The organism is Ruegeria sp. H8, assembly GCF_056532905.1.
Genome location: NZ_JBQFNY010000007.1, coordinates 41602 through 66509 on the forward strand (window position 1 = coordinate 41602; position 24908 = coordinate 66509).

Here is a 24908-nt window from a genome sequence, read left to right on the forward strand (position 1 = left end):
AAGATGAAGCAAATGAGACCTGAGACGGAAGCTGAATTGGCCGAGCTGGTGGCCGGGCTGAGCGGTCCGGTGCGGATTGCCGGAGGTGGTACGCGCGGTGTGACCGGGAGAGAGCCTGAACTGAAGGTATCCGGGCTGAGCGGTATTACCCTCTATGAACCCGGGGCGCTGACACTTGTGGCAAAGGCGGGTACACCGCTGGCTGAGATTGAGGCGGCGTTGGATGGGGAAGGGCAACAGCTGGCCTTTGAACCGATGGATCACCGGGGTTTGCTGGCGACCCGAGGTGAGCCGACGATTGGTGGTGTTGTGGCGGCCAACATCTCGGGCCCGCGGCGGATTCAGGCCGGGGCGTGCCGGGATTATCTTTTAGGAGTGCGCTTCGTCGACGGGCGCGGGCAGGTGATCAGGAACGGCGGGCGGGTGATGAAAAACGTCACCGGCTACGATCTGGTCAAGCTGATGGGTGGGTCGTGGGGCACTTTGGGCGTTCTGACCGAGGTGTCGTTGAAGGTCCTGCCCAAGCCGGAGCGAAGTTCAACCCTTTCTGTTGCAGTCTCAGACATCGGCGTTGCTGTGCGGGTTCTTTCGACAGCACTGAAATCGCCATTCGAGGTGACGGGCGCGGCATATGACCCAGATCTTCAAAAAGCCCTGATTAGGGTCGAAGGTTTTGCGGCTTCGGTTGTATATCGGACAAGCAGATTGATTGCTGAGCTGGAAGGTTTTGGGGACGTTGCCGAGGAAAGCAAGTCCGAGGCGCTTTGGGCTGGAATACGTGACGTTCATCCATTTCAGGGCAAGGACGGGGACGTCTGGCGGCTTTCGGTGAAACCGGGTGACGCGGCGGAGATTTCGGCGCGCGCCGAAGCGGATCAAGCGTTGTTTGACTGGGGCGGCGGTCTTGTCTGGCTGCGGGTCCCGGCAGGCACGGATGTGCGTGCCCGGCTTGGTGCGTTTTCAGGTCATGCCACTTTGGTGCGATCCGACCACGACACGATCAGAAAACTGGGGCGATTTCATCCGGAACCCACATCAATATCGGCTCTGACAAAGGGCTTGCGAGCGAAATTTGATCCTCGGAGTTTGTTCAATCCGGGGTTGATGAGATAGGGCGATGCAGACAACATTCACCGATGAGCAATTGCAGGACCCGGCGATCCAGCGCTCGAACGAGATTCTGCGAAACTGCGTCCATTGCGGATTTTGCACGGCCACGTGTCCGACATATCAGGTGCTGGGAGACGAGCTCGACAGTCCGCGTGGGCGCATTTACCTGATCAAGGACATGCTTGAAAACGAGCGTGTGCCCGACGAAAAGACGGTCAGGCACATCGACCGCTGCCTGTCCTGTCTGGCCTGCATGACCACCTGCCCGTCAGGTGTGCATTATATGCATCTGGTCGATCATGCGCGCGAATATATCGAGGCCAACTACAAGCGCCCGTTGACGGATCGGGTGTTGCGCTGGGTTCTGGCGCAGGTCCTGCCTTATCCGATGCGGTTCCGTTGGGCCCTGATCGGGGCTAGGCTGGGCCGTCCTTTCCGGTTCCTGATGCCTGATGCCCGGCTGCGCGCGATGTTGGAGATGGCGCCCAAGCATATCCCGCCAGTCAGCCGCAACGATGATCCGCAGAGTTTTGCGCCCGGTGGTGAACGAAAAATGCGGGTGGCGCTGATGACGGGCTGCGCACAAAAGGCGCTGAACACCGATATCAATGACGCCACGATCCGCCTGCTGACACGGTTGGGGTGCGAGGTCGTGATCGCCGAAGGTGCCGGGTGTTGCGGAGCTTTGACCCATCACATGGGCAAGGTGCAAGACAGTCATATGGCGGCAACCGCCAATATCAGAGCCTGGAAAAAGGAAATGGACGGTGATGGGTTGGATGCCATCGTCATCAATACCTCTGGCTGTGGCACTACCGTGAAAGATTATGGGCATATGTTTCGCAATGGCCCGCTTGCCGAAGATGCAGCGCGTGTGTCTGCAATCGCCATGGATGTCAGTGAACTTCTGATCCAGCTGGACCTGCCGGCGGGGGAAAACCAAAACCTGACCGTCGCCTATCATGCAGCCTGTTCATTGCAGCATGGGCAGAAGATCAAATCCTATCCCAAAGATTTGCTGAAACACGCGGGTTTCACGGTTGTCGAACCCGCCGACAGTCATTTGTGCTGCGGCAGCGCGGGAACGTACAACCTGATGCAGCCGGACATATCAGGCCAGTTGAAACAGCGAAAAGTCAGAACTCTTGAGGCGAAACAGCCTGATATCATTGCCGCTGGCAATATCGGGTGCATGATGCAGATCGGTTCTGGTACGCAACTGCCGATCGTTCACACGGTAGAGTTGCTGGACTGGGCGACCGGCGGGCCAAAGCCACCGGCCTTGCAGGGAACCGAGAACCCGGTTCCCGTCTTGCGGTGAATCATGCTGATGCCAGCGCGCATCATTTCCCAGGGAAATACCTTTGGTGCATGACCGCCCTATTTTCGCCCAACGCGGCACGTAGGACAAAAGCTTCGAAGTGAGTCTCGGAGAACCGCGTGCGTAACTGGATCAAGGCGATCGTGCTCTGTGTCTTGCCATGGGCGGCCACGGCGCAGGACACTAGGCTGGAAAGCCTGGATACGTCGGATTCCGGGCGCGAGTGGATGGCTGTCGGGCGGTTGGATATCGCCGGCGCAGGGTTTTGCACCGGAACGCTGGTGTCGCCGACGCTTGTACTGACAGCGGCGCATTGCCTGTTTGACAAAAGATCCGGACAACGGATCAACCCCGCGGATATCGAGTTTCTGGCCGGGTGGCGTTTGGGACGTGCGTTGGCCTATCGGACCGCGCGCCAGGCAGTGATCCATCCGGACTACCAATATGGCGTCGATTCTACGGCCGACCGGGTAAGCGCGGACGTGGCTTTGATCGAGCTGTGGCAGCCGATCCGTAATACCGCCGTCATTCCATTTGAGTCGGGCGATCAGCCCAAACGTGGCGCTGAAGTGGGCGTTGTGTCTTATGCGCATGACCGGTCAGAAGCTCCGTCGCTGCAACAGGTCTGCTCGGTCATGAACCGGCAGGCCGGGGTTATGGTCATGTCCTGCGACGTTGATTTCGGGTCTTCGGGGGCACCCGTTTTTTCTTTCACGGGCGCGCGCCCTCAGATCGTATCGGTGGTTGCGGCCAAGGCCAGTATGGACGGCCAGAGTGTTGCAATTGGAACCGCGGTTGAGCATTCGCTGCAATTGCTGCGTGACGAACTTTCTGCAGGGCGGGGATTTGGGCTTTCCTCGTCCGGATCGGGAACGAACAAGAACATAGGCGCAAGGTTCATTCGACCATGATGAGAGTCTTCTGGAGCTTGTTATTGGGCCTGAGCGTCTTGGCAACAGCGCCGCAAGCACAATCCAACAAGCGCAAGCTGACCGACCGGGATGACCTTTATGGTTGGGAGGCTATCGGTCGGCTGGATGTCCGCGATGCCTCGTATTGCACCGGCACTTTGATCGCGCAGGACATGGTGCTGACCGCAGCCCATTGTGCGGTGGATCGTCGTACCGGGAAGACTTATGTGCCCGAAGATATCACGTTTCGTGCAGGCCTTAGCAACGGCAACGCCTTGGCCGAGCGTCGAGTCACGCAAATCGCCCTTCATCCCAGCTATGGGGCGCAGAACCCGCTGTCGCACGAAGGTGTCCAGTTGGACGTGGCCCTGATGCGGCTGAACGAGCCTATCCCGTATTCGGTCGCCGACCCTTTTGCACTGCACAGCGGCCGTGTTCCGGGCAACGAGATCAGCATTGCCTCGTATGGGCGCGGACGGTCCGAGGCGATCACCCGAGAACGGTCCTGCCGTATCATCGACCGCAGGCAGGGTCTGATCACCTTTGATTGCGACATTACTTTCGGGTCTTCCGGGTCTGCAATTCTGGCCAAAAACGGTGCGCGCTGGCAGATCCTGTCCGTGGTATCGGCAGTAGGGACGAACGGCCGTAGAAAGGTGGGGTTTGGCATGGAGCTTGACGGGATCGTCGCCGAGCTCAAGGCCATCATGCGGCGCGACGCACCTCAGCCCAAGGCGTCGATCCGCCGATTGCAGGTCGGGTCCGGTAAGTCAGGATCTGGTGCGAAATTCATCAGTTCTGGCGGGGGTTGAACTCGGCGAAATCGCTACCCATGTGATGTGTATCGGATCGCCACAACGGGGTCCGGTACCTGAAATCGCCCGTCCAGTCGGAGGGCACTTATCGCAAATCGCTCAAGAATGAGGATATGACACATGCGTACGTTTGATTTTGCACCGCTGCACCGCGCCACCATTGGCTTTGACCAGATCGCCGACATGATGGATCGCGTTCTGACCAACGATGGGGCCCAGCCCAGCTATCCACCCTACAACATCGAAAAAACCGATGTCGACACCTACCGGATTTCGGTAGCCGTTGCCGGTTTTTCGGAAAACGACCTGACCGTGGAAGTGAAAGAGAACTCGCTTGTCGTGTCAGGCAAAAAAGCCGCCGAAGACAAAGAGCGCACCTATTTGCACCGTGGCATCGCCACCCGCGCGTTCGAGCGTCGGTTTGCCCTGGCGGATCATGTCCGCGTCACCGGTGCGAGCCATGAAAACGGTATGCTGAACATCGAACTGAAGCGCGAGGTTCCGGAGGCTCTGAAACCGCGCCGGATCGAGATCACCTCGGCCAAAGCCATCGAGAAGGATGTGGTGGACGCCAAAGCCGTGAACTGAGGCTTCTGAATATCCCGCGGCAGTTCACTCCTCCCGGACTGCCGCAACACACGCCCCGCGTTCCTCCAGACGCGGGGCGTTGTGTTTTGGGCGTGTGCGAAAACTGGTTCCCAGCAAATTATCCGCCTGATAGTCTTCGGTATTATGGAAAGCCGACCAAAACGTCGACTAGCAGCTATCCTGGCAGCCGACATCGCCGGCTACTCAAGATTGGTTGGTCTGGACGAAGAAGGTACCATCGCAAGGCTTCGCCGGATCCGCAGCGAAGTCATAGAGCCGGCGATCGCCCGGCATTCAGGGCGCATCGCGAACACTGCGGGAGACAGCTTTGTGATCGAATTTCGCAGCGCCGTCGATGCGGTTCACGCTGCCGTGGAAATTCAGGCCGACCTTGCAAAGAGAAACGCGGGTACCGATCAAGATAGCGTCATCACGTTTCGGATCGGCCTGAATGTCGGCGATGTGGTTTCGAACGGGGATGACATCCTTGGCGACGGGGTGAACGTTGCCGCGCGGCTCGAGGCACTGGCAGATCCCGGTGGTATCATTGTTTCACAATCCATCGTCGATTATGCGCGCAACAAAGTGCCCTATGGTTTTGCCCCGATCGGGCCACAGAACGTAAAGAACATCGCAGACCCGGTTCAGGCTTTTCGCGTAGAAGCGGAAATCTTGCCTTCCCCGCGAAAAAGCCGCACACTGAGGAAATCCCGCTGGCTGCCGCTGGCGGCTCTGCTCGTGATGTTGGCGGCTGTTGGGCTTTTTCTGACGAAACCGTGGAAGACTGGCCAATTGCGCGCCTCAGAGGCGCAGATGGTTTACCCTTTGCCGGATCTGCCTTCCATCGCAGTGTTGCCGATTGCGAATTACACCGATGACGCATCCAAGGAGATGCTGATCAACGGTATCTCTGAGGATTTGATCACGGACCTGTCTCGAATATCCGGATTGTTCGTCATCGCCGGGAATTCATCCTTCGCATACCGCGACAGAAACATAGATATCGCACGTTTCGCCGAAGAACTTGGGGTTCGCTATGTCGTTGACGGCAGCGTGCGACGTGCGGATGAAGATTTCCGGATCAACATTCGCCTGACCGACACATTGAACGGGCGATTGATCTGGGCGGACAGGTTTGATGGCGCGATTGATGACATCTTTGAAGTGCAGAAAACCATTGTTCTCGCAATTGCTCAGGAACTGGATCTTCCGCTCGACCCTCGAAGCCGGCAAGCCATCGAAAGCGTGGAAACCCAGACCATTGCAGCCCGCGAAGCCTTCCAACGCGGGTGGGAGTTGTATTCGCAGTTCAACGAACAGGACAACCTTGCGGCAATTCCCCATTTTGAAAAGGCCGTGGAACTGGACCCGGATTATGGGCGTGCATGGGCGACGCTTGCCCTGGCGCATTTGCGACCGCACATCTTTCATCATTGGAATGGGTTTGCAGGTGCAGGCGCGCAAATGCATATCGGCCTGTTTTACAGATATTACCGGGATGTGATGGAGCAGGACACCGCCCTGGTGCACGTTATCCGGGCTATTGTCAGTCTCAGTCTTCCGGATTGGAACAGTGCCGAAGGGGTAGGCCGGGGGACGGAAGACGCCAGACGAGAAGCAGCGAAAGCCATTGCGCTGCAACCCAGTGACCCCGAGGCGCATCTGACGATGGGATGGGCCTTGATTGCAGCGGGTGAGCCCGAGGAAGGACTGGCCTTTGTGCAGGCCGCGACCCGGCTGGATCCCAATTATCCCAGCCACTACGCGCTGTTTGAAGCGGCGGCTCTGTACGCATTGAATGACCTGACGGGCGCAGCAGATGTGATCGAGAAAGAGTTGAACAGAAACCCTCAGGCAACCGAGCTGATGCCATTTGCAGCCTCGGTTCTGGCCCTGAATGGAGATCGCCGTGCGGGCAGGGCCATCATCGACCGATGGCAAAAGGGCAAGCATGCCGGTGTCATACAGGACGCTGTTCAGAATTACCTTTTTATCATCCACTGGGTCGGAGAAAACCAGCATCTGAACGCCCGGCTGAACGACGGGCTTCGTCTGGCGGCGTTGCCTCCGGAAAAAACCATAGCAAGTCTGAGGGCAGATCTGTCACGGGGGGATGCCAAAGATCAGAGGACGGCAGCCCAATCACTGGCCCTGTTTGGTCCCGAGGCAGAGCCAGCGGTGCCGGAATTGATCGCGCTTCTTGAAAGCCCGTCGGTGTTTGTCCGCAAAGAGGCAGCCATTGCATTGGGGAAAATAGGTGGCGCGGCGTCTCCTGCATTGCCCGCGCTCGAAGCCATGGTTGACGGTTCGTTGCAGGGAAAGGTCGCGACCCGCGCAATCGAACAAATCCGCGATAAATCCGCAAAATAGCCGCGTCAGCGTCGATTGGGTCGCCGCCATGAACAGTCAAAACACGCCGCGATTGCGTTTTCGGATGCGGGGTCTCTGCCCACCGCAATGGGACAGAGACCGTATTGGATCAGACCGACATGCAGACGTATTTCATTTCCAGATAGTCTTCCATGCCGTGATGGCTGCCTTCGCGGCCCAGGCCGGATTGCTTGACGCCGCCGAACGGGCCCAGCTCGGTCGAGATGATGCCGGTGTTCACGCCGACGATGCCGTATTCCAGGGCTTCGGCCACTTTGTAGACGCGGCTCAGGTCCTTGGCATAGAAATACGAGGCCAGACCAAAAATCGTGTCATTGGCCATGGCGATCACGTCGTCTTCGTCCTCGAACTTGAACAGCGGGGCCAGCGGGCCAAAGGTTTCGTCCTGCGCCACCAGCATGTCCTGCGTCACGCCGGTCACGATGGTTGGCTGGAAGAACGTGCCGCCCAGATCATGAGGCAGGCCGCCAGTCAGGACCGCGCCGCCCTTGTCGGTCACGTCCTTGATATGTTCTTCGACCTTGGCGACCGCGTCGGCATTGATCAGCGGGCCGGTGGTGGTGCCTTCGGTCAAGCCGTCGCCGATCTTGAGTGCCTCTACTGCCGTTTTCAGTTTGGCCGCGAAGGCGTCGTAGACGCCGGCCTGCACATAGATACGGTTCGCACAGACGCAGGTCTGGCCGTTGTTGCGGAACTTGCACAGCATCGCGCCTTCGACGGCGGCATCCAGATCGGCGTCGTCGAACACGATGAACGGTGCGTTGCCGCCCAGCTCCATCGAACACTTCATGACCTGATCGGCTGCCTGGCGCAGCAGGATGCGGCCCACTTCGGTCGATCCGGTAAAGGTCAGCTTGCGCACGCCGGGGTTTTCGCAGAACTCCTTGCCGATCTCACTGGCCTGTGACGAGGGCACCACGTTGAACACGCCCGCAGGTACGCCGGCCTGTTCGGCCAGCAGCGCCAGCACCAGCGCCGACAGGGGCGTTTCGGTGGCCGGACGGGCCACAAACGCGCAGCCGGCAGCCAAAGCCGGGCCTGCCTTGCGGGTGATCATCGCGTTGGGGAAATTCCAAGGCGTGATCGAGGCCGCAACGCCGATCGGCTGCTTCATCACCATGATCCGCTTGTCGCGCTGATGGCCAGGAATGGTCTCGCCATAGACGCGCTTGGCCTCTTCACCGAAGAACTCGATGAATGACGCGCCATAGCCGATCTCGCCGATGGCTTCGGCCAGGGGTTTGCCCTGTTCAGCGGTCAGGATCTTGCCCAGATCCTCGGCGTTTTCCATCATCAGATCGAACCAGCGCCGCAGGATGGCTGCACGTTCCTTGCCGGTCAGTTTGGCCCATTCCTTCTGCGCGGCTTCGGCCTGTGCGATTGCTCCGGCGACCTGAGCGCGGCTGACGTCTGCCACTTCGGCGACCACATCGCCCCGAGCGGGGTTTGTGACTTTGAACGTGCCATTGTCACCGTCCACCCACTGACCGCCGATATAGGCTTTGGTTACAAGCAATTCGGGGTTCTTCAGGATTGACTTCAGATCGGTCGTTGCGTCCAGCATGATAAGCCTCCGGCGTGAATTGGGTTGCGCGCACCCAATCAGGTGATGTCTCAATTGTCTATGGCCACTCTGGATGTGGAATCAATCCAGATTTGATCAAAAAATACTTAACAAGTTAATTTAATTGAGTCACCCGAAATCTGCGCGTTTCATTGGCCGGTCTCGCCTTTCTTTTTGCTAAGGAGTTTGCCAAAGTCTGGGTGAATTTTGAGACCCAGGGGATGTAAATCAGTGTAACATTCCCTATCTTATTGGGTAATAGAAGAAAAAAAGGGATAGAAGCGATGTCGAACCAGCAATTCGAAGCGTTGATAGAAGAGACTCAAGCCAAAGTGCGCGAAAGCCAGTCTCAGATCGAAGGGCTGACCTCGCGCATTGAAGCGGCCCGCGCCAAGATCGGCACTGCCGAGGCCGATATCGACATCGAAAACGCCACGCTCGAGGATGTGCACGCCCATACCGAGGTGATGAACGCCAATATCGCCGAACTGATCATGGGGCTGGACGACGTCACCAGCGCGTTTTCCAAGGATTTTGACGAGATGCGCTCGAAAACCGGGTGGGAGTCGTTTGTCGGCATCTTCTCGAAAGGTAAATCCGAGTCGATGCGGCAGGAGCGGATGCGCACCGCTAATATCGATGACAAGCTGCAAGACCTGATCGCCAAATCCGACGTGATCGTGAAGTTGCTGCAAGGGCAACTGTCCGTGCTGGAAGAACAGCGCGTCAAGGTCGAGGACAACCTGACCGTCACGCTGGACGATCGCGAGGCAACCGTGGCGGAACTCGAGGCGCTGCGCGCCGAGATTCAGGGTATGGATCCGACGATCATCACGCTGGAAAACAAGATCAGCGTCGAACAGGACGCCGCCGCGCGCACCCAGTTAGAGACTGAATTGGCAGAGCTGAACAAGCAATACAACGCCAAGGTTCAGGAAGAGCAGGTGAAGCTGGCCAAGTCCCAGACGTTGGAGCGTTATATCGAAAAGGGCAAGACCTGGGTCGATTCACTGCAAAACCAGGCGGCGACACAGATGGTGCTGATCAACAAACTGCAAACAGATACGCAACAGCGCGTGGTGCTATATGATGCCCTGACCAAATCGCTGAAAACCGCACAGCAGCAGGACGTGGCCCACCGCATCAACGAGATCGGCGTGCAGACCGACCAGGAGGCTCAGACGGCAATGGCCGCCATCGGCACCGCGACCAACCAGAAAATGGCCGACATGCTAGAGGCGCATGAGGATCACATGGTCTTTGCCCGCGACGTGCTGGAGAAAAAAGCCAAGGCGGATGAACGCTTTGCCCGCCGGTTTGCCTCGATTGTCGAGAAGCATGATAAGAATTTGTATGGCGGATCGTAAGGGACTGCTTGTCTTTGGATTGTTAGGTCTGGTTTTCGCTGCTTTGATAGCGGTCTGTGCCTTAGACTTACTCAATTGCCAAAGCGAAGCCGAAACGTGTGATTCCGTCGCCAGGTCACTTTGCCGAGGAACTTTTCGAGCATTCGGAAAAGCAATTATGGGCATTCTCAAAGGAATATGACTAGTCCTACCCAAGATCATGTCGGCCTGACCGACACCTTCGCCTCGCGTCGCTATTTCCGCAAATTCGAGGTGATCACGGTTCACCTCCTGCGCGTGGCCGCGACGATGGAGGCTGAGGGCGCGATCAGCAAACAAGAGGTGCGGATCGTGTCGCGCTATCTCTCGGGGCTGCTCTACACCTTCCGCGCGCTCAGCATGAAGTACCTGCTGGTCGGGCGCGATACCGGGCGGTTCTTTGGCAGCCTCGCCATGGACAAGCGCGACAGCGGGTTTCCGGTGGCGGCCGAGCTGCTGACCATGGCCAATGACGCGCAGCAGGCGCAGGTGCATCTGGCGAATATGCCTTCGGAAGACGACCTGAAAACCGATATGGTCCGGACAATTATTGGCGACCGGGAGATTCCCACCAAGCTGCAATTCGCGCTGTCCCAAAGGCTCTATTACGAGGAATTGTTGAAAGGTCAGCTGTTCTGGGCCCGCAACGATCCTGAATGTCACTGGATCGGGAACGAAGGCGAACGGCGCAAGTTCCTGATCCACTGGGCGGTCTATGACAGCCAGATCAACCTGCCGGTCATCTACCTGATGCAGCTGGAAGACAGCGGAAAAACAGCCCTGCCCAAGGACCAGCGCCGCTGGCCCGAGGTGCAGGCGCATCTGATGGCGCAGAGCTTGGGTGGTCTGAAACTGGTGACCATCGCCAAAGGGTTCGATCAGGATTTCGACGACCTGCACCCCAAACATATGCGTCGCATTCATGTGGGGCCGATGTATTCTTCGGCCTTTACCGAGCAATCAGGACCCCTTCGGCAGGTGTTGGAAGATGCGCAATCTCCGCAAGGTCAGGATTGGGCGCTGGCATGGACCACCGAAGAACTGGAAAGCGAAGAGGTGATCGAAGAACGCGCCGGTTGGTTTTCTACCGTCGAACGCGAGGTCTTTGCACTGGACCCGTTCGGCGGGCAGGGGGCCGAGACTGGGGCTACGCGCACCCAGCGGTCGATCATCCTGCCCCAGCGGCCGTTTCAGGTGCTGGCCGAGCGCAACCCGCCAGGCTTTGCCGATGTGCGCAAGTTCGTCGTCAGCAAGACTGGGCAGGTGCTGAGATATTGAATTTTTCGCCTCCGACGGGAGTATTTTTGAAAAGATGAAGCAAGGGCGGTTATTGAGATGAGTTTGACGTCAGATCAGATGGAATTGCGCGAAGACGACATTCGCAAGCATTATCCCGCAGCGACCGCCCTGTTGAACGGGTTCGAGCATGCACCGCGGATTGCCAAACCCGTTGAGGCCGCCGTCGAACGGTCTCCGGGTGTGTCAACGGGGCGGCGGTTCCGGTCGACGACACCGGGTTTGGTGACACGGCGCACGGTGCGGGCGGATGGGGTGCATCTGGTTGAACGGATCGAGGCCTCGGATGATGGCGATACGCTGGTCTCACCCCCGCAGGCCACTGCGCAGCAGGCCATTCGGCGCGCGATTGCCATCGCTCTGGCCGTGGCCGAGACTTATGCGGACCAGACGCCGTTGGCCGATCTGAAACGTGCCAATTTGGCCGGGGATCTACCTGCCGCGCGCAAGACTGAATTCTCGCAATTGCTGACCGCCGAGGCTTTGATCACGCTCCAAACGTTCGGCAACGCGCTGGCCTATCTGATGTCTTCGCATCTGGGCGAAACCACCGTTGATCTCGGTGAGATCGAAGAGGTTTTGACCGATAATGGCCAACTTGCCCTGCATGGCGCGCTGTGGGAGCTGGACCAGACCCTCGCCAAACATGCCCCCGACGATGCCCACCTGATTGCCGCCACCAGCGCCTATGCCGAGCAACTGATGGAAAAGGCCGCGCTGCGCGCGCAGTCAGCAGGCCATCTGGCCTCGTTCCGGAATGCCGCCTGGCATATCGAGGCTGATGATCTAACGATCCGGGGGTTCGAACCAGCTTCAAAGGCGAAGTCCACCACCCTGACCATGACGTTCAAGAAACCGAATGAGGTGGTCGGCAACCATATCGCCAAATATCAGGCCATGAAACTGGCCAAGATGGTGATGGCCTACGACTTCGACCGCCGCCTGAACCCGTTCGCGGAACTGGGCGGGTTCATCTTTACCTTCATGGGCGACGGCAAGCCGGGCACCGGCAAGACGACCCTGATCCAGATGATGGCCGGGCTGATCAACGACTACTGCCAGAACGCAGGCTATCCATTCCGCTATCAGAACCTGAGCACCGATAATATCGACAGCTATCAAGGCAAATCCGGCCAGAACGCCAAGGCGTTCATCAACACGATCATCGACCCCTCGGTCATCGGTTTCGGCACCATCGACGATATCGATCAGCTGGCGGGCAAACGCGGCGACCGGCAGTCCTCGGCCGGGCAACTGGAAATCACCGCCGTTCTGATGGAGAGCTTTGCGGGCGCCAACACTGTCGTGCGCGGCAACTGCACCTTTGGCATGTTCTCGAACTACCCCGAGAATGTGGACGACGCCCTGCGCCAGCGGGCGGGCGCGCGGTTCCTGGTGGACGGGCCGCAAACGCGCGAGGATTACATCGATATCCTGCACCTGCTGATGGGCCGCAACCATGACATCCCGCTGGGTGAGCACGAGGCCTATGCCGCGCAGGAAATCAAAAAGGCTGTCGCCGCCAGTTTCGAAAGCCACTCCCGCCCGCATGAGGACGCGCTGTTGCAGGTCTATGACCGGGTTTCCGGCGATATCGGCCAGATGGACACCATCGCCAAGCTGGGCACCTACCTCAAGGCGATCCAGCAGGCGGATGAGCGTTTTACCGGCCGCGCGATCAAGAACATCACCGACGCAGTCAAGGTCCGCGCGATGGATTTCGAACTGCCCGACGAATGGATGGAAAACCCCGACCTGTTCCTGTTCCGCGACTACGACACCAAGAAAGCCATGATCGAGGACCTGCGCCAGCCGATCACCGTCGAGATGGTGATCCAGGAGATCAACCGCTACGCCGACAGCGAGTTCCGATATGCCGACAAGAGCGACGAGGTGGCCATCGAAAACGCCGTCCGCGAGATGGGTCGGATGGAAGAGGCCAAGCGGCGGTACCTGGAGGGGAAGGGGTGACGCTATGATTAAACCACTACGAGAATTCAACAATTCTGTCAAAGCAGGAATTACAAGTGATCACCCTATGGAGGTTGGTCGCGCACTTACAAAGCTTTTTCTCGCAGTTATTGTTGTTTTGGCTTTTCTTCCACAACACACTCAAGATGACGGATGGAACCTTCGTGCGTTTGCTTTTTTAACAGCGCCCGCGAATGAAATTGGCGACACGTTCGCAGGGGTTGCAGGAGTTTTGGCATTTCTTTGGATCATTATAACAGTTTGGCTTCAAAGTCAGGAACTATCGGCTCAGCGCACCGAACTCGAATTGACAAGGATAGAGTTCCAGAAAATGGCTGAGGCGCAAAAAAAGCAAGCGGAGATACTGAATACCCAAAGCGAGCTCTTACTAGATGAACAAAAACAACGAAGGGAAATTTATGCTTCTTCTAATTCTGATGCTTTGGCTTCACACCTAAAAGACCTGATCGCCGACTTCATTCGAAATCAGAACACAATTGGCTTCTTGGAAGATAGTGAAATTGAAGGCAGGTTGTTGGATAATTTGCCCGACCGACTCGAGGGCCTTGAGCTGCGTGAATTAATAAATACGACCGGTCCCTTTAGTCCACGGCCATACTTTATCGCGTTAAGAATTGGGATTCAAAATATCCTATCAGGCTCGCCGAATAATGGCATTTTTTATTCGAAACAACTAATGGTAATCTATGAGAATTGCTTAAAACTCGAAGTTATCCTCCGTGAGGCCGGAAACCCAACTCAGATCAAGTTTAGAGACTACGAGTTCCCTCAACTCTTGGAGTGTCTAAATCAGAATGTAAGGGCATCTCGTTGATCCGCCTCATCGAAAAAGGCCTGATGTTCGGCAATCTCGTCCACATCTCCAGCCCGGCTCTGGTCGAGCGGTATAACCGCGCTTTGCAGCATCTGGCGGGCAAGACCACGGCGCTGACGGATTTCCATGTCGATATCTCGGGCTATTCGCCAGAGGTGGGGATTGAGCTGGACGACCCGCTCTACCTCAACCCCAACGGGGTCAACCGGCAGTTCATCCTGCTGACGACCGAACAAAAACGCGCGCCTCTGCTGAACGTCAAATTCTCGACCTCACGCGATATTGTGCGAGACTTCATCGAGATGAACGAGGCGCAGCTGTTCGCCCTGACCGCCACCGATGCGGTGGCCGGAGAACTGGTGAACTCGGTCTTCAAACTCACCACGCCGCGCGACCTGCTGAACCTGCGCAAGATCGAGATCGAGGCCGACACAACAGGCGGCACCCTGCGCAAGGCACAGCAACTGGCAGGCATGGTCGAACGGTTCAAAACCAAAGAGGACGCCTGGTTCGATGATGTGCTGATCGCCAAGATGATCGAAACGGCCAGGGAAACCGGAGACGTCACCCGAAACCCGGTGCGCCTGCGTCATACGGATTTTGAGCAGCGCAATTTCTGGACGGCGCATTTCGGTGGGCTTTATCTTTTTCCCGATGTTGATCACCCGGCAGCGATTTGCATGGGTGAAAAGCCTGACGACCTGCCGATCAAATACACGTTTGATCCGTCGCAGCGGAACCAGATTGCCAAATTTCTGGACTACAACGATCTGGTTGAGCCCATCGTCAAGGCGCGCGGCGTGGATGCGGCCGCGATCCTGCAACAGAAGATGGATTTCCTGACCGTCGATGCGGCGGCGGATGCCGATGTCAACCTGACCGGGCTGGATCGCAGCGACATGCGGCGGTTGGCGCGGAACCACGCGGATCGTCTGCCGCAGGCCTATCACGGGCTTGCGCAACTGCTGCGCTGGGCAAGTGACGGGGGTCCGTGGCCGCGCATCACCTCGGACCACCCGGCCTATTTCTACACGCTTCGCGCCGCCGATACGCCGAACCGCGATCTGGTGAACATGCTGCTGTCCGAATTGGCCCCGCTGGACCCGCGCCAGATGTTCATCTGCCACAAAGAATTGTTCTACCGAACATATTCGGGCTGGCCCGAGAGCAAGAAGGCCTATGTGGCCGACTTCCTTGCGCGCGAATATCAGGTGGACAAGCAAGGCGCCCGCGCCGCCCTGTTCGGACATGAGCCGGATATGAGCGGCGACGATCGCGTCAGCGATGACATAATTGCCCGGGTCGGTCCGTGGGGTTCGGTGAGGAAAGGTTGAAATGATTGGATTATTACGCCTTTTACTGATCTTGCTGGTGATCCAGACGATTGCCTATGTCGGGCTGTCTTTCTATTCACGCGGCATACGCCGGCGCAAACTGGAGAACTGGTGGGACGAAAAGGGCAAGACGGGCAACAAAGAAGCCTTTGTCGAACGCGGATTGCATGTGTATGACAACTCGTTTCGGCGTAAACTGATCCTGGGTGTCTATATCGTGCCGTGGGTGGCGATTGGCGCGCTGATCTACATCGTGAATTACATGTGAGGGTTTAGGCATGGCCTATTTGAAATGGGCGTTCATTATCATTTTCTGGGGTACGATTGCCGTGATCCTGCAATATTCTCTGCCCCAGCATGACATTGTGCGCATCGTCAACACCTATGAAGAACGGCAGGATCTGAATGACTGGACCCGGATCTTTTGGTCAGAGCCGGAAGATCAATCCACCAGCCTGTCCAACCGGGATGTGCAGTTCATTCAGGCGGTGCGGGCCAACGGAAAACCCATCGTGTACCGAAATGAGGATACCGGCTGGGGATGGCCCCCGTATTTCAAGTTCGACACGGCGAACCTGTATACCGAGGCCAATGATGCGAAGTCCACCAAGGAAAACCCGAAATGGGTGGTCGTAACCCACTACGGGTGGCGCAACGAATTCATGTCGATCTTTCCCAACGCCATTTTCATCAAAGACGTTGAAGGGCCGGATGTTCGGATCATTCCCTGGTTCAATATCATCTTCCTGACGATCTTTGCGGCGTTCGTCTGGGCGATATGGGTGCGTTGGCGCAGGTTCCGGCAAGCACGGATTGATCCGATGATCGAAAACGTGGAAGATGGCCTATATGCGGCGGGTGACGCCATAGAAGAGCGACATAACAGATTTCGGCGCTGGCTGGACAGCTGGAAATCGAAATAGATACAAGCTTTGGTGGGCGTGCCAGCAGCGCGCCATCCAGCTGGCGGTGCCCTTCACCTGACGATGAATTCCGCATGCAGCGCGCCTGCTGCCTTGATCGTTTTCAGAATGTCGATCATGTCCTGAGGCGAGACCCCAAGCGCGTTCAGACCTGCGACAACCTCGGACAACGTGGTGGCCTCGGGGATTTCGGCGAGGCCGGTTCCCTCTTCTTCCTCGATCCCTGCGATTGTACGTGGCACGACCACTGTTTCACCTCTGGCGAACGGGTTAGGCTGCACCGCAATCGGTGCTTCCTGAACCGTCAGAGTCAGGTTGCCTTGAGACACCGCAACGCGCGAAATTCGGACCTCCTGCCCCATGACAATGGTGCCAGAGCGCTGATCGACAACAACGCGCGCTTTCGATTCAGGCTCGACCAGAATGTTTTCGATGCGCCCTATAGCGTGGGCTGTCGAAACCGCCTGCGTCGCCGCGACGTTGATCTCAACCGTTCCGGAATCCCGCATGATCGCCACGGCTCTGTTGAACTCAGTGTTTATCGCGGTTTCGATGCGCGCGGCTGTGGTGAAATCGGGCTCTCTGAGTGCAAGGCGCATCTGAGTGAGAGTTGACAAGTCGAAGTCAATTTCACGCTCGACCCTTGCACCGGATGGGATCACGCCCGAAGTCGGCACCCCACGCACGACCGAGGCTGCCTCTCCTTCAGCCGAAACGCCACCTGCAAGGATTGTGCCCTGCGCGACCGCATAGATTTGGCCATCGGCTGCGTTAAGCGGGGTCATGATCAATGTTCCACCCAACAGGCTGCTTGAATCGCCTATGGCTGAAACCGTTACATCGATTTGACCACCCACCCGTGCAAAAGGCGGCAGGCTGGCCGTGACCAATACCGCTGCCACGTTTTTGGGCCGAAAATCCTCACCTGTGACGTTGACGCCAAGACGTTCGAGGATATTGGACATGATTTCTTCGGTGAAGGGCGCGTTGCGTAACCCATCGCCGGTTCCGTTCAAGCCGACCACCAGGCCGTAACCCACCAGATCGTTGCCCCGCACACCGTCAAAATTCACGAGGTCCTTGAGACGGATTGTCCCAGCCCAAGCCATGCCGGGAAGGAAAATCAGGAGAAATATCAGCGCCCTCATCTCAGAAAGTTCACCAGCGACAGGTTCGCATTGCGAACGGTTACGGAATACAGGCTTTCCAACTGAAATTGCACCGTTTGCAGTTTCGCTGCCGTTTCAAAAGGATCGGCCGCGATCAGTTCGTTCCTGCTGAATTCTAGGCTGGTTCGGGCCGAGGAATTGCGTGTTGCGGCCTCTTCGATGCGGGCTTCGGCCGCCCCGACCTTTGCCCGGAGCTTGACAGTGGCATCCTTTGCGTTGGCCAGATCGACCCCTAACTGCGTGAACAAAGCCGTGCGTTGATCGGGGGAAAGTGCCAATGCGCTGTCGGTGGCCAGCGCCGCAACGGCGACATCCCTGAGTGCGGTCTTGAACGCCGGGTCCGTTGCCGTGATCGGCAGCGTGACGCCTTCGTTTTCCGAAATCTGCATCGGAGACAGTGTGCTGTTTGACCCCTGATAAATCACGGCGTCGAAACCGGCTGGGTCATTGAACCAGTTTTCTGCCGCCAGCCTGATATCAGCGACCGTGGCAAGCCCCGTCAACTGCGATTTCAGCGCCGTCAAAAGATCGTTCATAGATTGCAGGGGCGACACATCGGTGGCGGTACCGGAAAACAGGCTGCGCCCTCCTACGCGCGTGTTCAGTGCCGAGATCATCGTGTCCAGTTCATTCTTCGCCTGTTGGGACGCTTGTTCATGATTGACGGGCTGATTGGCGGTTCCGTAGGCCAGCAAAGACGCGGTCATGTCTCCGACCGAATCTCCGAAGGTTTTCAGGCTCAGTTGCATGGTATCGGTGAACAGGGCCGCTTCGGACGTTGCGATGCCAAAGGCGTCGAGTCTGGCGAGGCTGCGGTCGAGATCCAGAATTTGCGAATAATCCCCGCCAAGCCGCCCCGAGACGTCCTGTACCCGCCCGGTGGACATTTCATAAGACAGGGTTTCGATCTGGGTTTTGATATCTGTTGCGCGGGTTCGCAAGGTCATTCCTCGCGCCAAATCGCCGATAGAAGTGATATTCATGGTCACAACCTCAGAAGAGTTTCCATAAGCTCGTCAACAACCGAGATGACACGAGCGTTTGCGGCATATGTCTGTTCGACCTGCATGAGCCGCTGTAGTTCCTGATCGGTATCCACGCCCTGCGCGGCCTCGATCTGCGCCATTTGCTGCTGGAAGCTGTTTGCAAAAGTCTTGCGCTGATCTGCGGCATGGGCGTGTGCGCCCGCTTTCGACAACAGGGCCTCGGTCAACTCGGCAGCGCGCATGTTTCCCGTGCCGAACAGCCCGCCGGGTACCGGACGTGCGTCGTTCAATATGTTTCCGAACGCGCGCAATTGAGCAGCCTGCCCGGGATCACCCGGAGTTGCGGCACCCAGACCCGCGCGCAGTTTCCAACTGTCCCCGCCCTTGTCAGGGTCCACGGTTGAATTGAGTGAAATCCGTGATGCAAGCCCGACAACAGATGCAGGATCAAATCGGTTGCCATCGTCGGTGAACAGACCAGGATCTGTCGCAAGAGCCGACGAATCCAAACCGGGCGTTTCAAATCGTTCAATCAGGTCCCTTGCAACCGTGTCGAGCTGAACCTGCGCCTCGACTGCCAAGTCGTCGCGGATGGTGAACTGCGCCATCAGTGCCCCGCCGCGGATTTGAGCGTTGTCTCCGCTTGTCCGTACCGGGTTGCCGTTCATCTCCAGGCCGGACAACAGACCATTTGCCACGGTCATGTGAGGCTTTGTTTCGCCGGTCGTGGAAAAAGTGAACTCCGAGGCTGTGCCTTCCAGCAGGATCAGCCCGCCCTCAGAGTACAGAGATACCTGATCATTGGCGCGCGGCACGACATTGACCGGGATCAGGGTGTTGACCTGGTCGATCAGGACATGCCGCTGATCCAGCAGGGCACCGATGTCACCGCCAGAGTTTTGAACGGCGGGAATCTTGGCGTTCAGGTCTTCGATATCTTTCAGAGTCTGATTCAGGGTGTCGATCTGGGCGCCAATTTTTCGATCAGCATCCGAGCGTGCCTGGCGTACGCCTTCGGACGCCGCGTTCAGCTCGTTGGTCAGATCGCGGGCCGAGCGTGCAACCTGATCCAGCCGTTCGATCGAGTCAGGCAGACTGGCCGCCGTGATAAAGGCGTTTTCCAACGAGGAAAGACGAGTAGACAGCGAAGGGCCGCCATCAGGAGACCCCACCAGTTGTTCGAACCGTGCGTGAAAATCTGAAACGTCCGACCGATAGGCGAGTTCGGCATCAGACGAACGTCTGTTGGCGGTCAAAACCGGATCCTGATGCCGGATCACGCCAACGGTGCGTACGCCATTTCCGGAAATTGGGCTTGTGGCAAGTTCCAGGGACCGGCGCGCATAGCCGGGGGTCAGCGCATTCGCGATGTTTCCGGACACCACAGCTGCCCCGCGACTGGCCGCAGTCAGCCCGCCCAATGCGTTATTGAGTGCTGTCGACATGTTCATGAGGCCGCTCCTTTCTTGGGGTCAGAGCTGGATTAACGCTTCAGGTTTGTCGTTTCCTGCAACATCTCGTCCACCGTCTGGATCACCGTGGCGCTGGAGGAGTAAGCACGTTGCGTCTGAATCAATGAGGTCAGCTCGGTCGCTACATCCGTGGTGGATTCCTCACGCGCGAAAGAAACAAGATCCCCGGTCGGGCCTTCGCCGGCATTCCAAAGAAAGAAGGTACCGCTTTCACGGGAAGGCGCGTAAGTCTGACTGTCCAACGCGGTTAAACCGTTGGGATTGGGTACATCTGCCAACGGAATCTGGTACATCCGGCGACTGACGCCGGTGTCGTAGAACGCGTAGACATATCCTCTCTCATCGACCTGAACGCTGGTCATTGTTCCCACGGCAGAACCGTCACGTGTGATCGAAACAGGCGCGAACGTGTCGGACAATTGGGTTATCCCGTCTGCATCTCCGATCAGGCCGATATTGACCTCCATCGCTCCGCCGGCGACGTTGACCATGACACTGCCCGTTGCTGGATCATAAGCTCCGCCAGAAACAGGTGTGACGCTGGCCAGAGTGCCGCCTGCCGTACGGTTGTCGGTGAATGTCAGCGTGTATTCACCGATGACTGCGCCACCCGACGCCGAGTCACGCAAGACCATGGTCCATTCGTTGCTGCTGCCGGTTGCGGGAACCGTTGGGATCAGCTGGATATCGACGCTTTCAGACTTGCCGAGATTATCGAAATACTCAACCGACAAAGGTTGAACGTCGCCCGGCGCGCCCGCATTTGTCGCCGTGGCCGGAAGGTTCATACGCAGTTTCATTTCTGTGGTTGGTGAACCCGACAGCTGGTTCACGCTCAGCTGAATGGGTTCAAGCGCGGCGGGTGTATCGCGCGAAACCGGTGGAATAGTGCCATCAGGTGCCGCGGGCCACCCCAGAAGAACAAGGCCTGATTCGGTAACCAAATACCCTTCTTCGTTGGTGCGGAACGACCCGGTGGTGGTCAGTAGCATCTCGTTCGAATTATTCCCGATCTGCGAACTGGGGCGCACAGGCAACATGCCGCGCCCGCGAACTGCCAGATCGGTAGAGTTGCTCGTCGTCACCAGGGGCCCGCGTTGATCAATCATGCGCTGGCTTGTCGTCCGCACGCCGCCTGCCGAATAGCTGCCACCCTGGCCCGACGTGACCATTGAATGAAAATCCGTCTCGACCCGTTTATACCCGTAGGTTGAAGAATTCGCGATGTTGTCGGAAATCGTCGCCAACCTGTTGGCATTGGCTTTCAGCGCCGCCACACCGGCATTGAGCGAAGAGGAAATGGTCATGGGTGCGCCCTTCTGTTGCGTCCGTCTTTGATGCAACAGGTAACGCGCTGCCCCTTAACAGCGCGCTAACATGTAAAATACGCTCTATCATTTAGGGCTGGCGCAGAAAGATCACTTCGATCCTGTTGTTCCGCGCAGCCATGGGATTGTCGGCGAACAATTCTCGGTCTGCATGGCCCGTAACACGATCCATCCTTTGTGCCGCAACGCCCTTGTCCTGTAGCAATTGACGCAATTTTTGGGCCCTTGCCGTGGACAGTTCCCAGGCAGTGTTGCGCGCCTGCACAACCGGAGACGCGCTGACATGCCCTTCGACGGCGATCGAATTGACGACAAGATCCGAGGCTCGGGCGATGATCAGGGCCAGGGACCGCAAAAAGCTGGTTGGCTTGTCAGAACCCGATTCGAACAATGCCTGATCGTCGGTGTCGAACAGTTCCACCACCAATCCTTCATCGGTGACCCGTGTGACGATATGCTTGAGCAGTTTGTCCGAGACCTCGCTTTCACCCGTGCGCCCCAGCAGTTGCGCCTCCAACGTAGAGAAATCTTCCTTGGCCCCTTTGCCGCCGCCCTCGGCATTCACTCCGATCGAGCCACGGGCCTGATGCGATTCGGTCGGATGTGTGGTCGTGGCACCCTGACCGTCTCGCAGCAGCACTTCTTCAGACAGCATGCTGTCGCCGCCAAACGCCCCGTCCCCGCCGCCGGATTCCGGGCTTAGCGGGATTGTCGGCGCGAAATAATCCGCCAACCCTTTTCGTTGCTGTTCCGTTGTTGCGTTCAGCAGCCACATCAACATGAAGAAGGCCATCATGGCCGTCACAAAGTCGGCATATGCGACTTTCCACGCGCCACCGTGATGGCCATCGCCACCCGATACACGCTTCTTCTTGATGATGATTGGCGCCGCATTGGTTTGCGCACCCATCTCCACCACCTTTTTATCACCCGACTATTGGAATAGCAGTGCAGGTCTTAAGGCGGCCTTAATACTTAAAACTGTTCCGAGTTCACTAACGCGGCAGGCCGGCCGAGGCACGGCGCAGAATCAGGGACAAGCGGTTAAAGCTGTTTTCAATTCCTTCGGAATCGGGTTTGCCGAAAAACGCGTCCAACTCCTCATGAACGCGCACGGCCTGATCCAAGAGCGGATCTGATCCTTCTGAATACAGCCCGGCCTTTATCATGACTTCAGATTGTTCGTAGCTGCCGACAAGTTTGCGGGTTTCGTTGATCATCTGGTTCTCGGCCTCTGACGCGGCCTCTGGAAGGCTGCGGGATACGGATTTGCTGAGGTCGATGGCCGGGAAGCGCCCGCGTTCGGCAATCTCGCGGCTGAGTACGATATGCCCGTCCAACACACCGCGCAGAATGTCGGCGATGGGTTCATCCATGTCGGAGCCCGCAACCAGGACACTGAATACGGCGGTAATATCACCCTGCTCCTGCGTGCCGGGGCCTGCGCGTTCACACAGGTTGGCTATCAGGGGGGTGACAGAGGGCGGATACCCTCGGAGTGACGGGGCTTCGCCCATGGCAACGGCGATTTCACGGTGCGCTTCCGCGAAACGGGTTACCGAATCGGCCAGAAACAGAACGTTCAGCCCCAGATCCCGCAGGAACTCGGCCGCCGACATGGCCGACCACGCGCACCGTCTGCGCGCCAATGCAGACTGGTCGGACGTCGCAGCGACCACGATAGTGCGCTTCATGGCTTCCGGGCCTATGGCGCGGGCAACAAACTCGTTCACTTCACGCCCACGTTCGCCGACAAGAGCCACCACAACCACGTCAGCCTGCATGTAGCGCGCCAGCGTCGACAGCAGCGTCGATTTCCCCACACCCGATCCCGCAAACAACCCAACGCGTTGACCGCGTACAATCGGCAGCATGGTGTTGAGAACCGATAGTCCGGTGGCCATCCGCTTTCCCAATGGCTTGCGCGCCACCGCAGGCGGTGGGGCTTGCATGATGTCGCGATCCTGTGGCCCGTTCAGCAGGGGTTTGCCGTCCAGCGGTTTGCCAAACGGATCAATGACGCGCCCAAGCCAGTGCAATGCGGGCGCGAATCCAGGCGAGGGATCAAGGTACACACGGTCCCCCAGGCTGACACCGTCCGGGGCGGACCCCGGAATCATGTGGATATGGTCTGCACCGACATGCAGCACTTCGCCGGCCAGATCGGGCCCCGCGCGCCGCCGTAATGTAAGCAGGTCTCCGATTCGCGCATGTTCGTTGAGGCCACTGATCTCGATCAACCCTTGTGCGACGCCGCTGACCAGGCCCACGTGGCGGATCGAAGTCATCCGATCGAATTCATGTTTCAGAAGCATCGGGTCGAGATCGGACATCTTGGGTTCTCCAATTGGGTTCTGAAAACGGTTTCTAAAGGAATCGGGGTTAAGCCTTGATTGAAATTGATCGAGGGAGAAGCCCCGATGTTCTATGACTTGAACGTCCTTAAGACCGCGTACGCAATGGCAACCCATGCCGGGCAACGGCAGGCGGTGATTGCGCGCAACATGGCCAATGCGGATACGCCGGGCTACCAGCCGCGCGATATCGAGCCCTTCCACAAAGCACTTGAAACCTCGGGACGCGAAGTGACCATGATGGCCACGCGGCGGGGTCATCTGCATGGCGCTACGGGTGCACAGCCCTGGGCAGAGCACCAGGCCGCTCCGTCGGGTGATCCAAATGGTAACGGCGTATCGCTTGAAGAAGAGATGCTGAAATCGGTCGAGGTCAAACGACAGCACGACCGCGCATTGGCGATCTACAAATCCTCGATGAACATCCTTCGCACCAGTCTGGGACGTGGATAAGGAGGCCGAGGATGAGCGATTTTTCCCACTCACTTGCGGCATCCGCCAGCGCCCTGCGCGCGCAGGCAGCCCGGCTGCGCCACGTGTCCGAAAACATATCGAATGCGGATACGCCCGGGTACCGGCGCAAGACGGTGCCGTTTGAGACCATAGAAAAAGATGGTCAGAACGTGGTGCAAGCTGGCCGCGTAAAGCTTGATCGACGCGACCTGACACGAATTTTCGACCCCGGCCACCCGATGGCAGATGCCAGTGGTCACTATCTGGGATCGAATGTCGATCTGATGATCGAAATAGCCGACGCGCGTGAGGCGCAGCGGAGCTACGAAGCTAACCTCAAGATGTTCGATCAGACACGGCAAATGTCGTCGTCGTTGATGGAACTGCTCAGAAAATAAAGGACAGCCAGAATGGACATCCGATCCTTGACCGCCGCGCAGAATTATGCCGGCGCCCGTCCTGCAACCCAGGCCGACCCAGATCGCTCGGGCATGGTGCAGGGGCTGAAGGCAAGTTTTCAGGACTTTGCATCCACGTTGAAACACAGCGAGCAGATGTCGCAGACCGCGATGGTCGGGCAAGCCGACCCGCACGCGCTGGTGCAAGCGCTGGCACAGACCGAACTGGCCGTCGAGACAGCTGTGATCGTTCGCAACAAGGTGGTCGAGGCCTATCAGGAAATCCTTCGGATGCCGGTCTGAT

23 protein-coding genes are annotated in these 24908 nt (G+C 57.8%); 16 read left to right on the forward strand and 7 right to left on the reverse strand.

What is annotated here, in order from left to right; all coding sequences use genetic code 11:
• Nucleotides 1-12 precede the first annotated feature (12 nt).
• From glcE to ACR0A2_RS15775, 6 genes are all read left to right on the forward strand, one after another.
• Nucleotides 13-1113, forward strand: a complete 1101-nt coding sequence (gene glcE / locus ACR0A2_RS15750) for a glycolate oxidase subunit GlcE (RefSeq protein ID WP_480835995.1) — start codon at nt 13-15, stop codon at nt 1111-1113.
• A 4-nt stretch (nt 1114-1117) separates the two neighbouring features.
• Nucleotides 1118-2431, forward strand: a complete 1314-nt coding sequence (glcF, locus tag ACR0A2_RS15755) for a glycolate oxidase subunit GlcF (protein ID WP_480835997.1) — start codon at nt 1118-1120, stop codon at nt 2429-2431.
• Between the two features lie 119 nt (nt 2432-2550).
• Nucleotides 2551-3342, forward strand: a complete 792-nt coding sequence (locus tag ACR0A2_RS15760) for a trypsin-like serine peptidase (protein ID WP_480835999.1) — start codon at nt 2551-2553, stop codon at nt 3340-3342.
• Nucleotides 3343-3365: 23 nt separating this feature from the next.
• The gene (locus ACR0A2_RS15765; RefSeq protein ID WP_480836001.1) at nt 3366-4154 is read left to right on the forward strand and encodes a trypsin-like serine peptidase; all 789 of its coding nucleotides are present in this window, start codon (nt 3366-3368) and stop codon (nt 4152-4154) included.
• Nucleotides 4155-4277: 123 nt separating this feature from the next.
• The gene (locus tag ACR0A2_RS15770) at nt 4278-4745 is read left to right on the forward strand and encodes an Hsp20 family protein (protein WP_170345716.1); all 468 of its coding nucleotides are present in this window, start codon (nt 4278-4280) and stop codon (nt 4743-4745) included.
• A gap of 144 nt (nt 4746-4889) precedes the next feature.
• The gene (locus tag ACR0A2_RS15775; protein WP_480836003.1) at nt 4890-7115 is read left to right on the forward strand and encodes a HEAT repeat domain-containing protein; all 2226 of its coding nucleotides are present in this window, start codon (nt 4890-4892) and stop codon (nt 7113-7115) included.
• Between the two features lie 109 nt (nt 7116-7224).
• Here ACR0A2_RS15775 and ACR0A2_RS15780 read toward each other — a convergent pair whose 3' ends face one another.
• On the reverse strand, nt 7225-8700 hold the full coding sequence (locus ACR0A2_RS15780; protein WP_171171834.1) for an NAD-dependent succinate-semialdehyde dehydrogenase: 1476 nt from the start codon (nt 8698-8700) through the stop codon (nt 7225-7227).
• A 284-nt stretch (nt 8701-8984) separates the two neighbouring features.
• Between ACR0A2_RS15780 and ACR0A2_RS15785 the strand changes: the two genes are divergently transcribed.
• The 7 genes from ACR0A2_RS15785 to ACR0A2_RS15815 all read left to right on the forward strand — a co-directional run bounded on the left by ACR0A2_RS15785 (nt 8985) and on the right by ACR0A2_RS15815 (nt 16444).
• The gene (locus ACR0A2_RS15785) at nt 8985-10067 is read left to right on the forward strand and encodes a hypothetical protein (protein ID WP_480620216.1); all 1083 of its coding nucleotides are present in this window, start codon (nt 8985-8987) and stop codon (nt 10065-10067) included.
• A 177-nt stretch (nt 10068-10244) separates the two neighbouring features.
• On the forward strand, nt 10245-11363 hold the full coding sequence (locus ACR0A2_RS15790; RefSeq protein ID WP_480836006.1) for a hypothetical protein: 1119 nt from the start codon (nt 10245-10247) through the stop codon (nt 11361-11363).
• A 57-nt stretch (nt 11364-11420) separates the two neighbouring features.
• Nucleotides 11421-13352 (forward strand): AAA family ATPase, encoded by a 1932-nt coding sequence (locus ACR0A2_RS15795; RefSeq protein ID WP_480836008.1) that lies wholly within the window; start codon nt 11421-11423, stop codon nt 13350-13352.
• A gap of 4 nt (nt 13353-13356) precedes the next feature.
• Nucleotides 13357-14187, forward strand: a complete 831-nt coding sequence (locus ACR0A2_RS15800; RefSeq protein ID WP_480836010.1) for a hypothetical protein — start codon at nt 13357-13359, stop codon at nt 14185-14187.
• Complete coding sequence (locus tag ACR0A2_RS15805) at nt 14184-15521, forward strand: DUF6638 family protein (protein ID WP_480836012.1); 1338 nt, start codon at nt 14184-14186, stop codon at nt 15519-15521. Before ACR0A2_RS15800 ends, ACR0A2_RS15805 begins: the two co-directional genes overlap by 4 nt.
• A gap of 1 nt (nt 15522) precedes the next feature.
• The gene (locus ACR0A2_RS15810) at nt 15523-15789 is read left to right on the forward strand and encodes a hypothetical protein (protein ID WP_171120117.1); all 267 of its coding nucleotides are present in this window, start codon (nt 15523-15525) and stop codon (nt 15787-15789) included.
• A gap of 10 nt (nt 15790-15799) precedes the next feature.
• On the forward strand, nt 15800-16444 hold the full coding sequence (locus tag ACR0A2_RS15815; RefSeq protein WP_480836014.1) for a DUF1523 family protein: 645 nt from the start codon (nt 15800-15802) through the stop codon (nt 16442-16444).
• A 53-nt stretch (nt 16445-16497) separates the two neighbouring features.
• On the opposite strand, the gene ACR0A2_RS15820 is transcribed toward ACR0A2_RS15815, so the two are convergent.
• From ACR0A2_RS15820 to ACR0A2_RS15845, 6 genes are all read right to left on the reverse strand, one after another.
• Nucleotides 16498-17592, reverse strand: coding sequence for a flagellar basal body P-ring protein FlgI (locus ACR0A2_RS15820; RefSeq protein ID WP_480836016.1), 1095 nt, complete (start codon nt 17590-17592; stop codon nt 16498-16500).
• Nucleotides 17589-18596, reverse strand: a complete 1008-nt coding sequence (locus ACR0A2_RS15825) for a flagellin (protein ID WP_480836018.1) — start codon at nt 18594-18596, stop codon at nt 17589-17591. Before ACR0A2_RS15825 ends, ACR0A2_RS15820 begins: the two co-directional genes overlap by 4 nt.
• Nucleotides 18597-18598: 2 nt before the next feature.
• Nucleotides 18599-20050 carry a flagellar hook-associated protein FlgK gene (gene flgK / locus ACR0A2_RS15830; RefSeq protein WP_480447200.1) on the reverse strand — a complete coding sequence of 484 codons (1452 nt, stop codon included), beginning with the start codon at nt 20048-20050 and terminating at the stop codon, nt 18599-18601.
• Between the two features lie 32 nt (nt 20051-20082).
• On the reverse strand, nt 20083-21378 hold the full coding sequence (locus ACR0A2_RS15835) for a flagellar hook protein FlgE (protein WP_152459745.1): 1296 nt from the start codon (nt 21376-21378) through the stop codon (nt 20083-20085).
• 91 nt (nt 21379-21469) lie between these two features.
• A complete protein-coding gene (locus ACR0A2_RS15840; RefSeq protein WP_171120122.1) occupies nt 21470-22309 on the reverse strand; it encodes a flagellar motor protein MotB in 840 nt (279 codons plus the stop codon).
• Nucleotides 22310-22394: 85 nt separating this feature from the next.
• On the reverse strand, nt 22395-23714 hold the full coding sequence (locus ACR0A2_RS15845; RefSeq protein ID WP_480836222.1) for a FliI/YscN family ATPase: 1320 nt from the start codon (nt 23712-23714) through the stop codon (nt 22395-22397).
• A gap of 105 nt (nt 23715-23819) precedes the next feature.
• Here ACR0A2_RS15845 and ACR0A2_RS15850 point away from each other — a divergent pair, with 105 nt between their 5' ends.
• From ACR0A2_RS15850 to fliE, 3 genes are read left to right on the forward strand one after another with little or no spacing between them, the layout of a single operon-like run.
• Entirely contained in the window at nt 23820-24206 is a 387-nt protein-coding gene (locus ACR0A2_RS15850) for a FlgB family protein (protein ID WP_480836021.1), read from the forward strand.
• An 11-nt stretch (nt 24207-24217) separates the two neighbouring features.
• Nucleotides 24218-24604: a flagellar basal body rod protein FlgC gene (flgC, locus tag ACR0A2_RS15855; RefSeq protein ID WP_170345698.1), complete on the forward strand. Its 387-nt coding sequence runs from the start codon at nt 24218-24220 to the stop codon at nt 24602-24604.
• A gap of 12 nt (nt 24605-24616) precedes the next feature.
• Complete coding sequence (fliE, locus tag ACR0A2_RS15860; protein WP_171666661.1) at nt 24617-24907, forward strand: flagellar hook-basal body complex protein FliE; 291 nt, start codon at nt 24617-24619, stop codon at nt 24905-24907.
• The last annotated feature ends 1 nt before the right edge of the window (nt 24908 follow it).

Excerpts from the sequence above, each read along its gene's own strand:
- ACR0A2_RS15780 (WP_171171834.1), bottom strand. The coding sequence starts at position 8,700 with ATGCTGGACGCAACGACCGATCTGAAGTCAATCCTGAAGAACCCCGAA.
- flgC (WP_170345698.1), top strand. The coding sequence starts at position 24,218 with ATGAGCGATTTTTCCCACTCACTTGCGGCATCCGCCAGCGCCCTGCGC.
- ACR0A2_RS15815 (WP_480836014.1), top strand. The coding sequence starts at position 15,800 with ATGGCCTATTTGAAATGGGCGTTCATTATCATTTTCTGGGGTACGATT.
- ACR0A2_RS15790 (WP_480836006.1), top strand. The coding sequence starts at position 10,245 with ATGACTAGTCCTACCCAAGATCATGTCGGCCTGACCGACACCTTCGCC.
- ACR0A2_RS15825 (WP_480836018.1), bottom strand. The coding sequence starts at position 18,596 with ATGAATATCACTTCTATCGGCGATTTGGCGCGAGGAATGACCTTGCGA.
- flgK (WP_480447200.1), bottom strand. The coding sequence starts at position 20,050 with ATGAACATGTCGACAGCACTCAATAACGCATTGGGCGGGCTGACTGCG.
- ACR0A2_RS15810 (WP_171120117.1), top strand. The coding sequence starts at position 15,523 with ATGATTGGATTATTACGCCTTTTACTGATCTTGCTGGTGATCCAGACG.
- ACR0A2_RS15820 (WP_480836016.1), bottom strand. The coding sequence starts at position 17,592 with ATGAGGGCGCTGATATTTCTCCTGATTTTCCTTCCCGGCATGGCTTGG.
- ACR0A2_RS15775 (WP_480836003.1), top strand. The coding sequence starts at position 4,890 with ATGGAAAGCCGACCAAAACGTCGACTAGCAGCTATCCTGGCAGCCGAC.
- glcF (WP_480835997.1), top strand. The coding sequence starts at position 1,118 with ATGCAGACAACATTCACCGATGAGCAATTGCAGGACCCGGCGATCCAG.
- fliE (WP_171666661.1), top strand. The coding sequence starts at position 24,617 with ATGGACATCCGATCCTTGACCGCCGCGCAGAATTATGCCGGCGCCCGT.
- ACR0A2_RS15850 (WP_480836021.1), top strand. The coding sequence starts at position 23,820 with ATGTTCTATGACTTGAACGTCCTTAAGACCGCGTACGCAATGGCAACC.
- ACR0A2_RS15840 (WP_171120122.1), bottom strand. The coding sequence starts at position 22,309 with ATGGGTGCGCAAACCAATGCGGCGCCAATCATCATCAAGAAGAAGCGT.
- ACR0A2_RS15795 (WP_480836008.1), top strand. The coding sequence starts at position 11,421 with ATGAGTTTGACGTCAGATCAGATGGAATTGCGCGAAGACGACATTCGC.
- ACR0A2_RS15835 (WP_152459745.1), bottom strand. The coding sequence starts at position 21,378 with ATGACCATTTCCTCTTCGCTCAATGCCGGTGTGGCGGCGCTGAAAGCC.
- ACR0A2_RS15770 (WP_170345716.1), top strand. The coding sequence starts at position 4,278 with ATGCGTACGTTTGATTTTGCACCGCTGCACCGCGCCACCATTGGCTTT.
- ACR0A2_RS15785 (WP_480620216.1), top strand. The coding sequence starts at position 8,985 with ATGTCGAACCAGCAATTCGAAGCGTTGATAGAAGAGACTCAAGCCAAA.
- ACR0A2_RS15800 (WP_480836010.1), top strand. The coding sequence starts at position 13,357 with ATGATTAAACCACTACGAGAATTCAACAATTCTGTCAAAGCAGGAATT.
- ACR0A2_RS15845 (WP_480836222.1), bottom strand. The coding sequence starts at position 23,714 with ATGCTTCTGAAACATGAATTCGATCGGATGACTTCGATCCGCCACGTG.
- glcE (WP_480835995.1), top strand. The coding sequence starts at position 13 with ATGAGACCTGAGACGGAAGCTGAATTGGCCGAGCTGGTGGCCGGGCTG.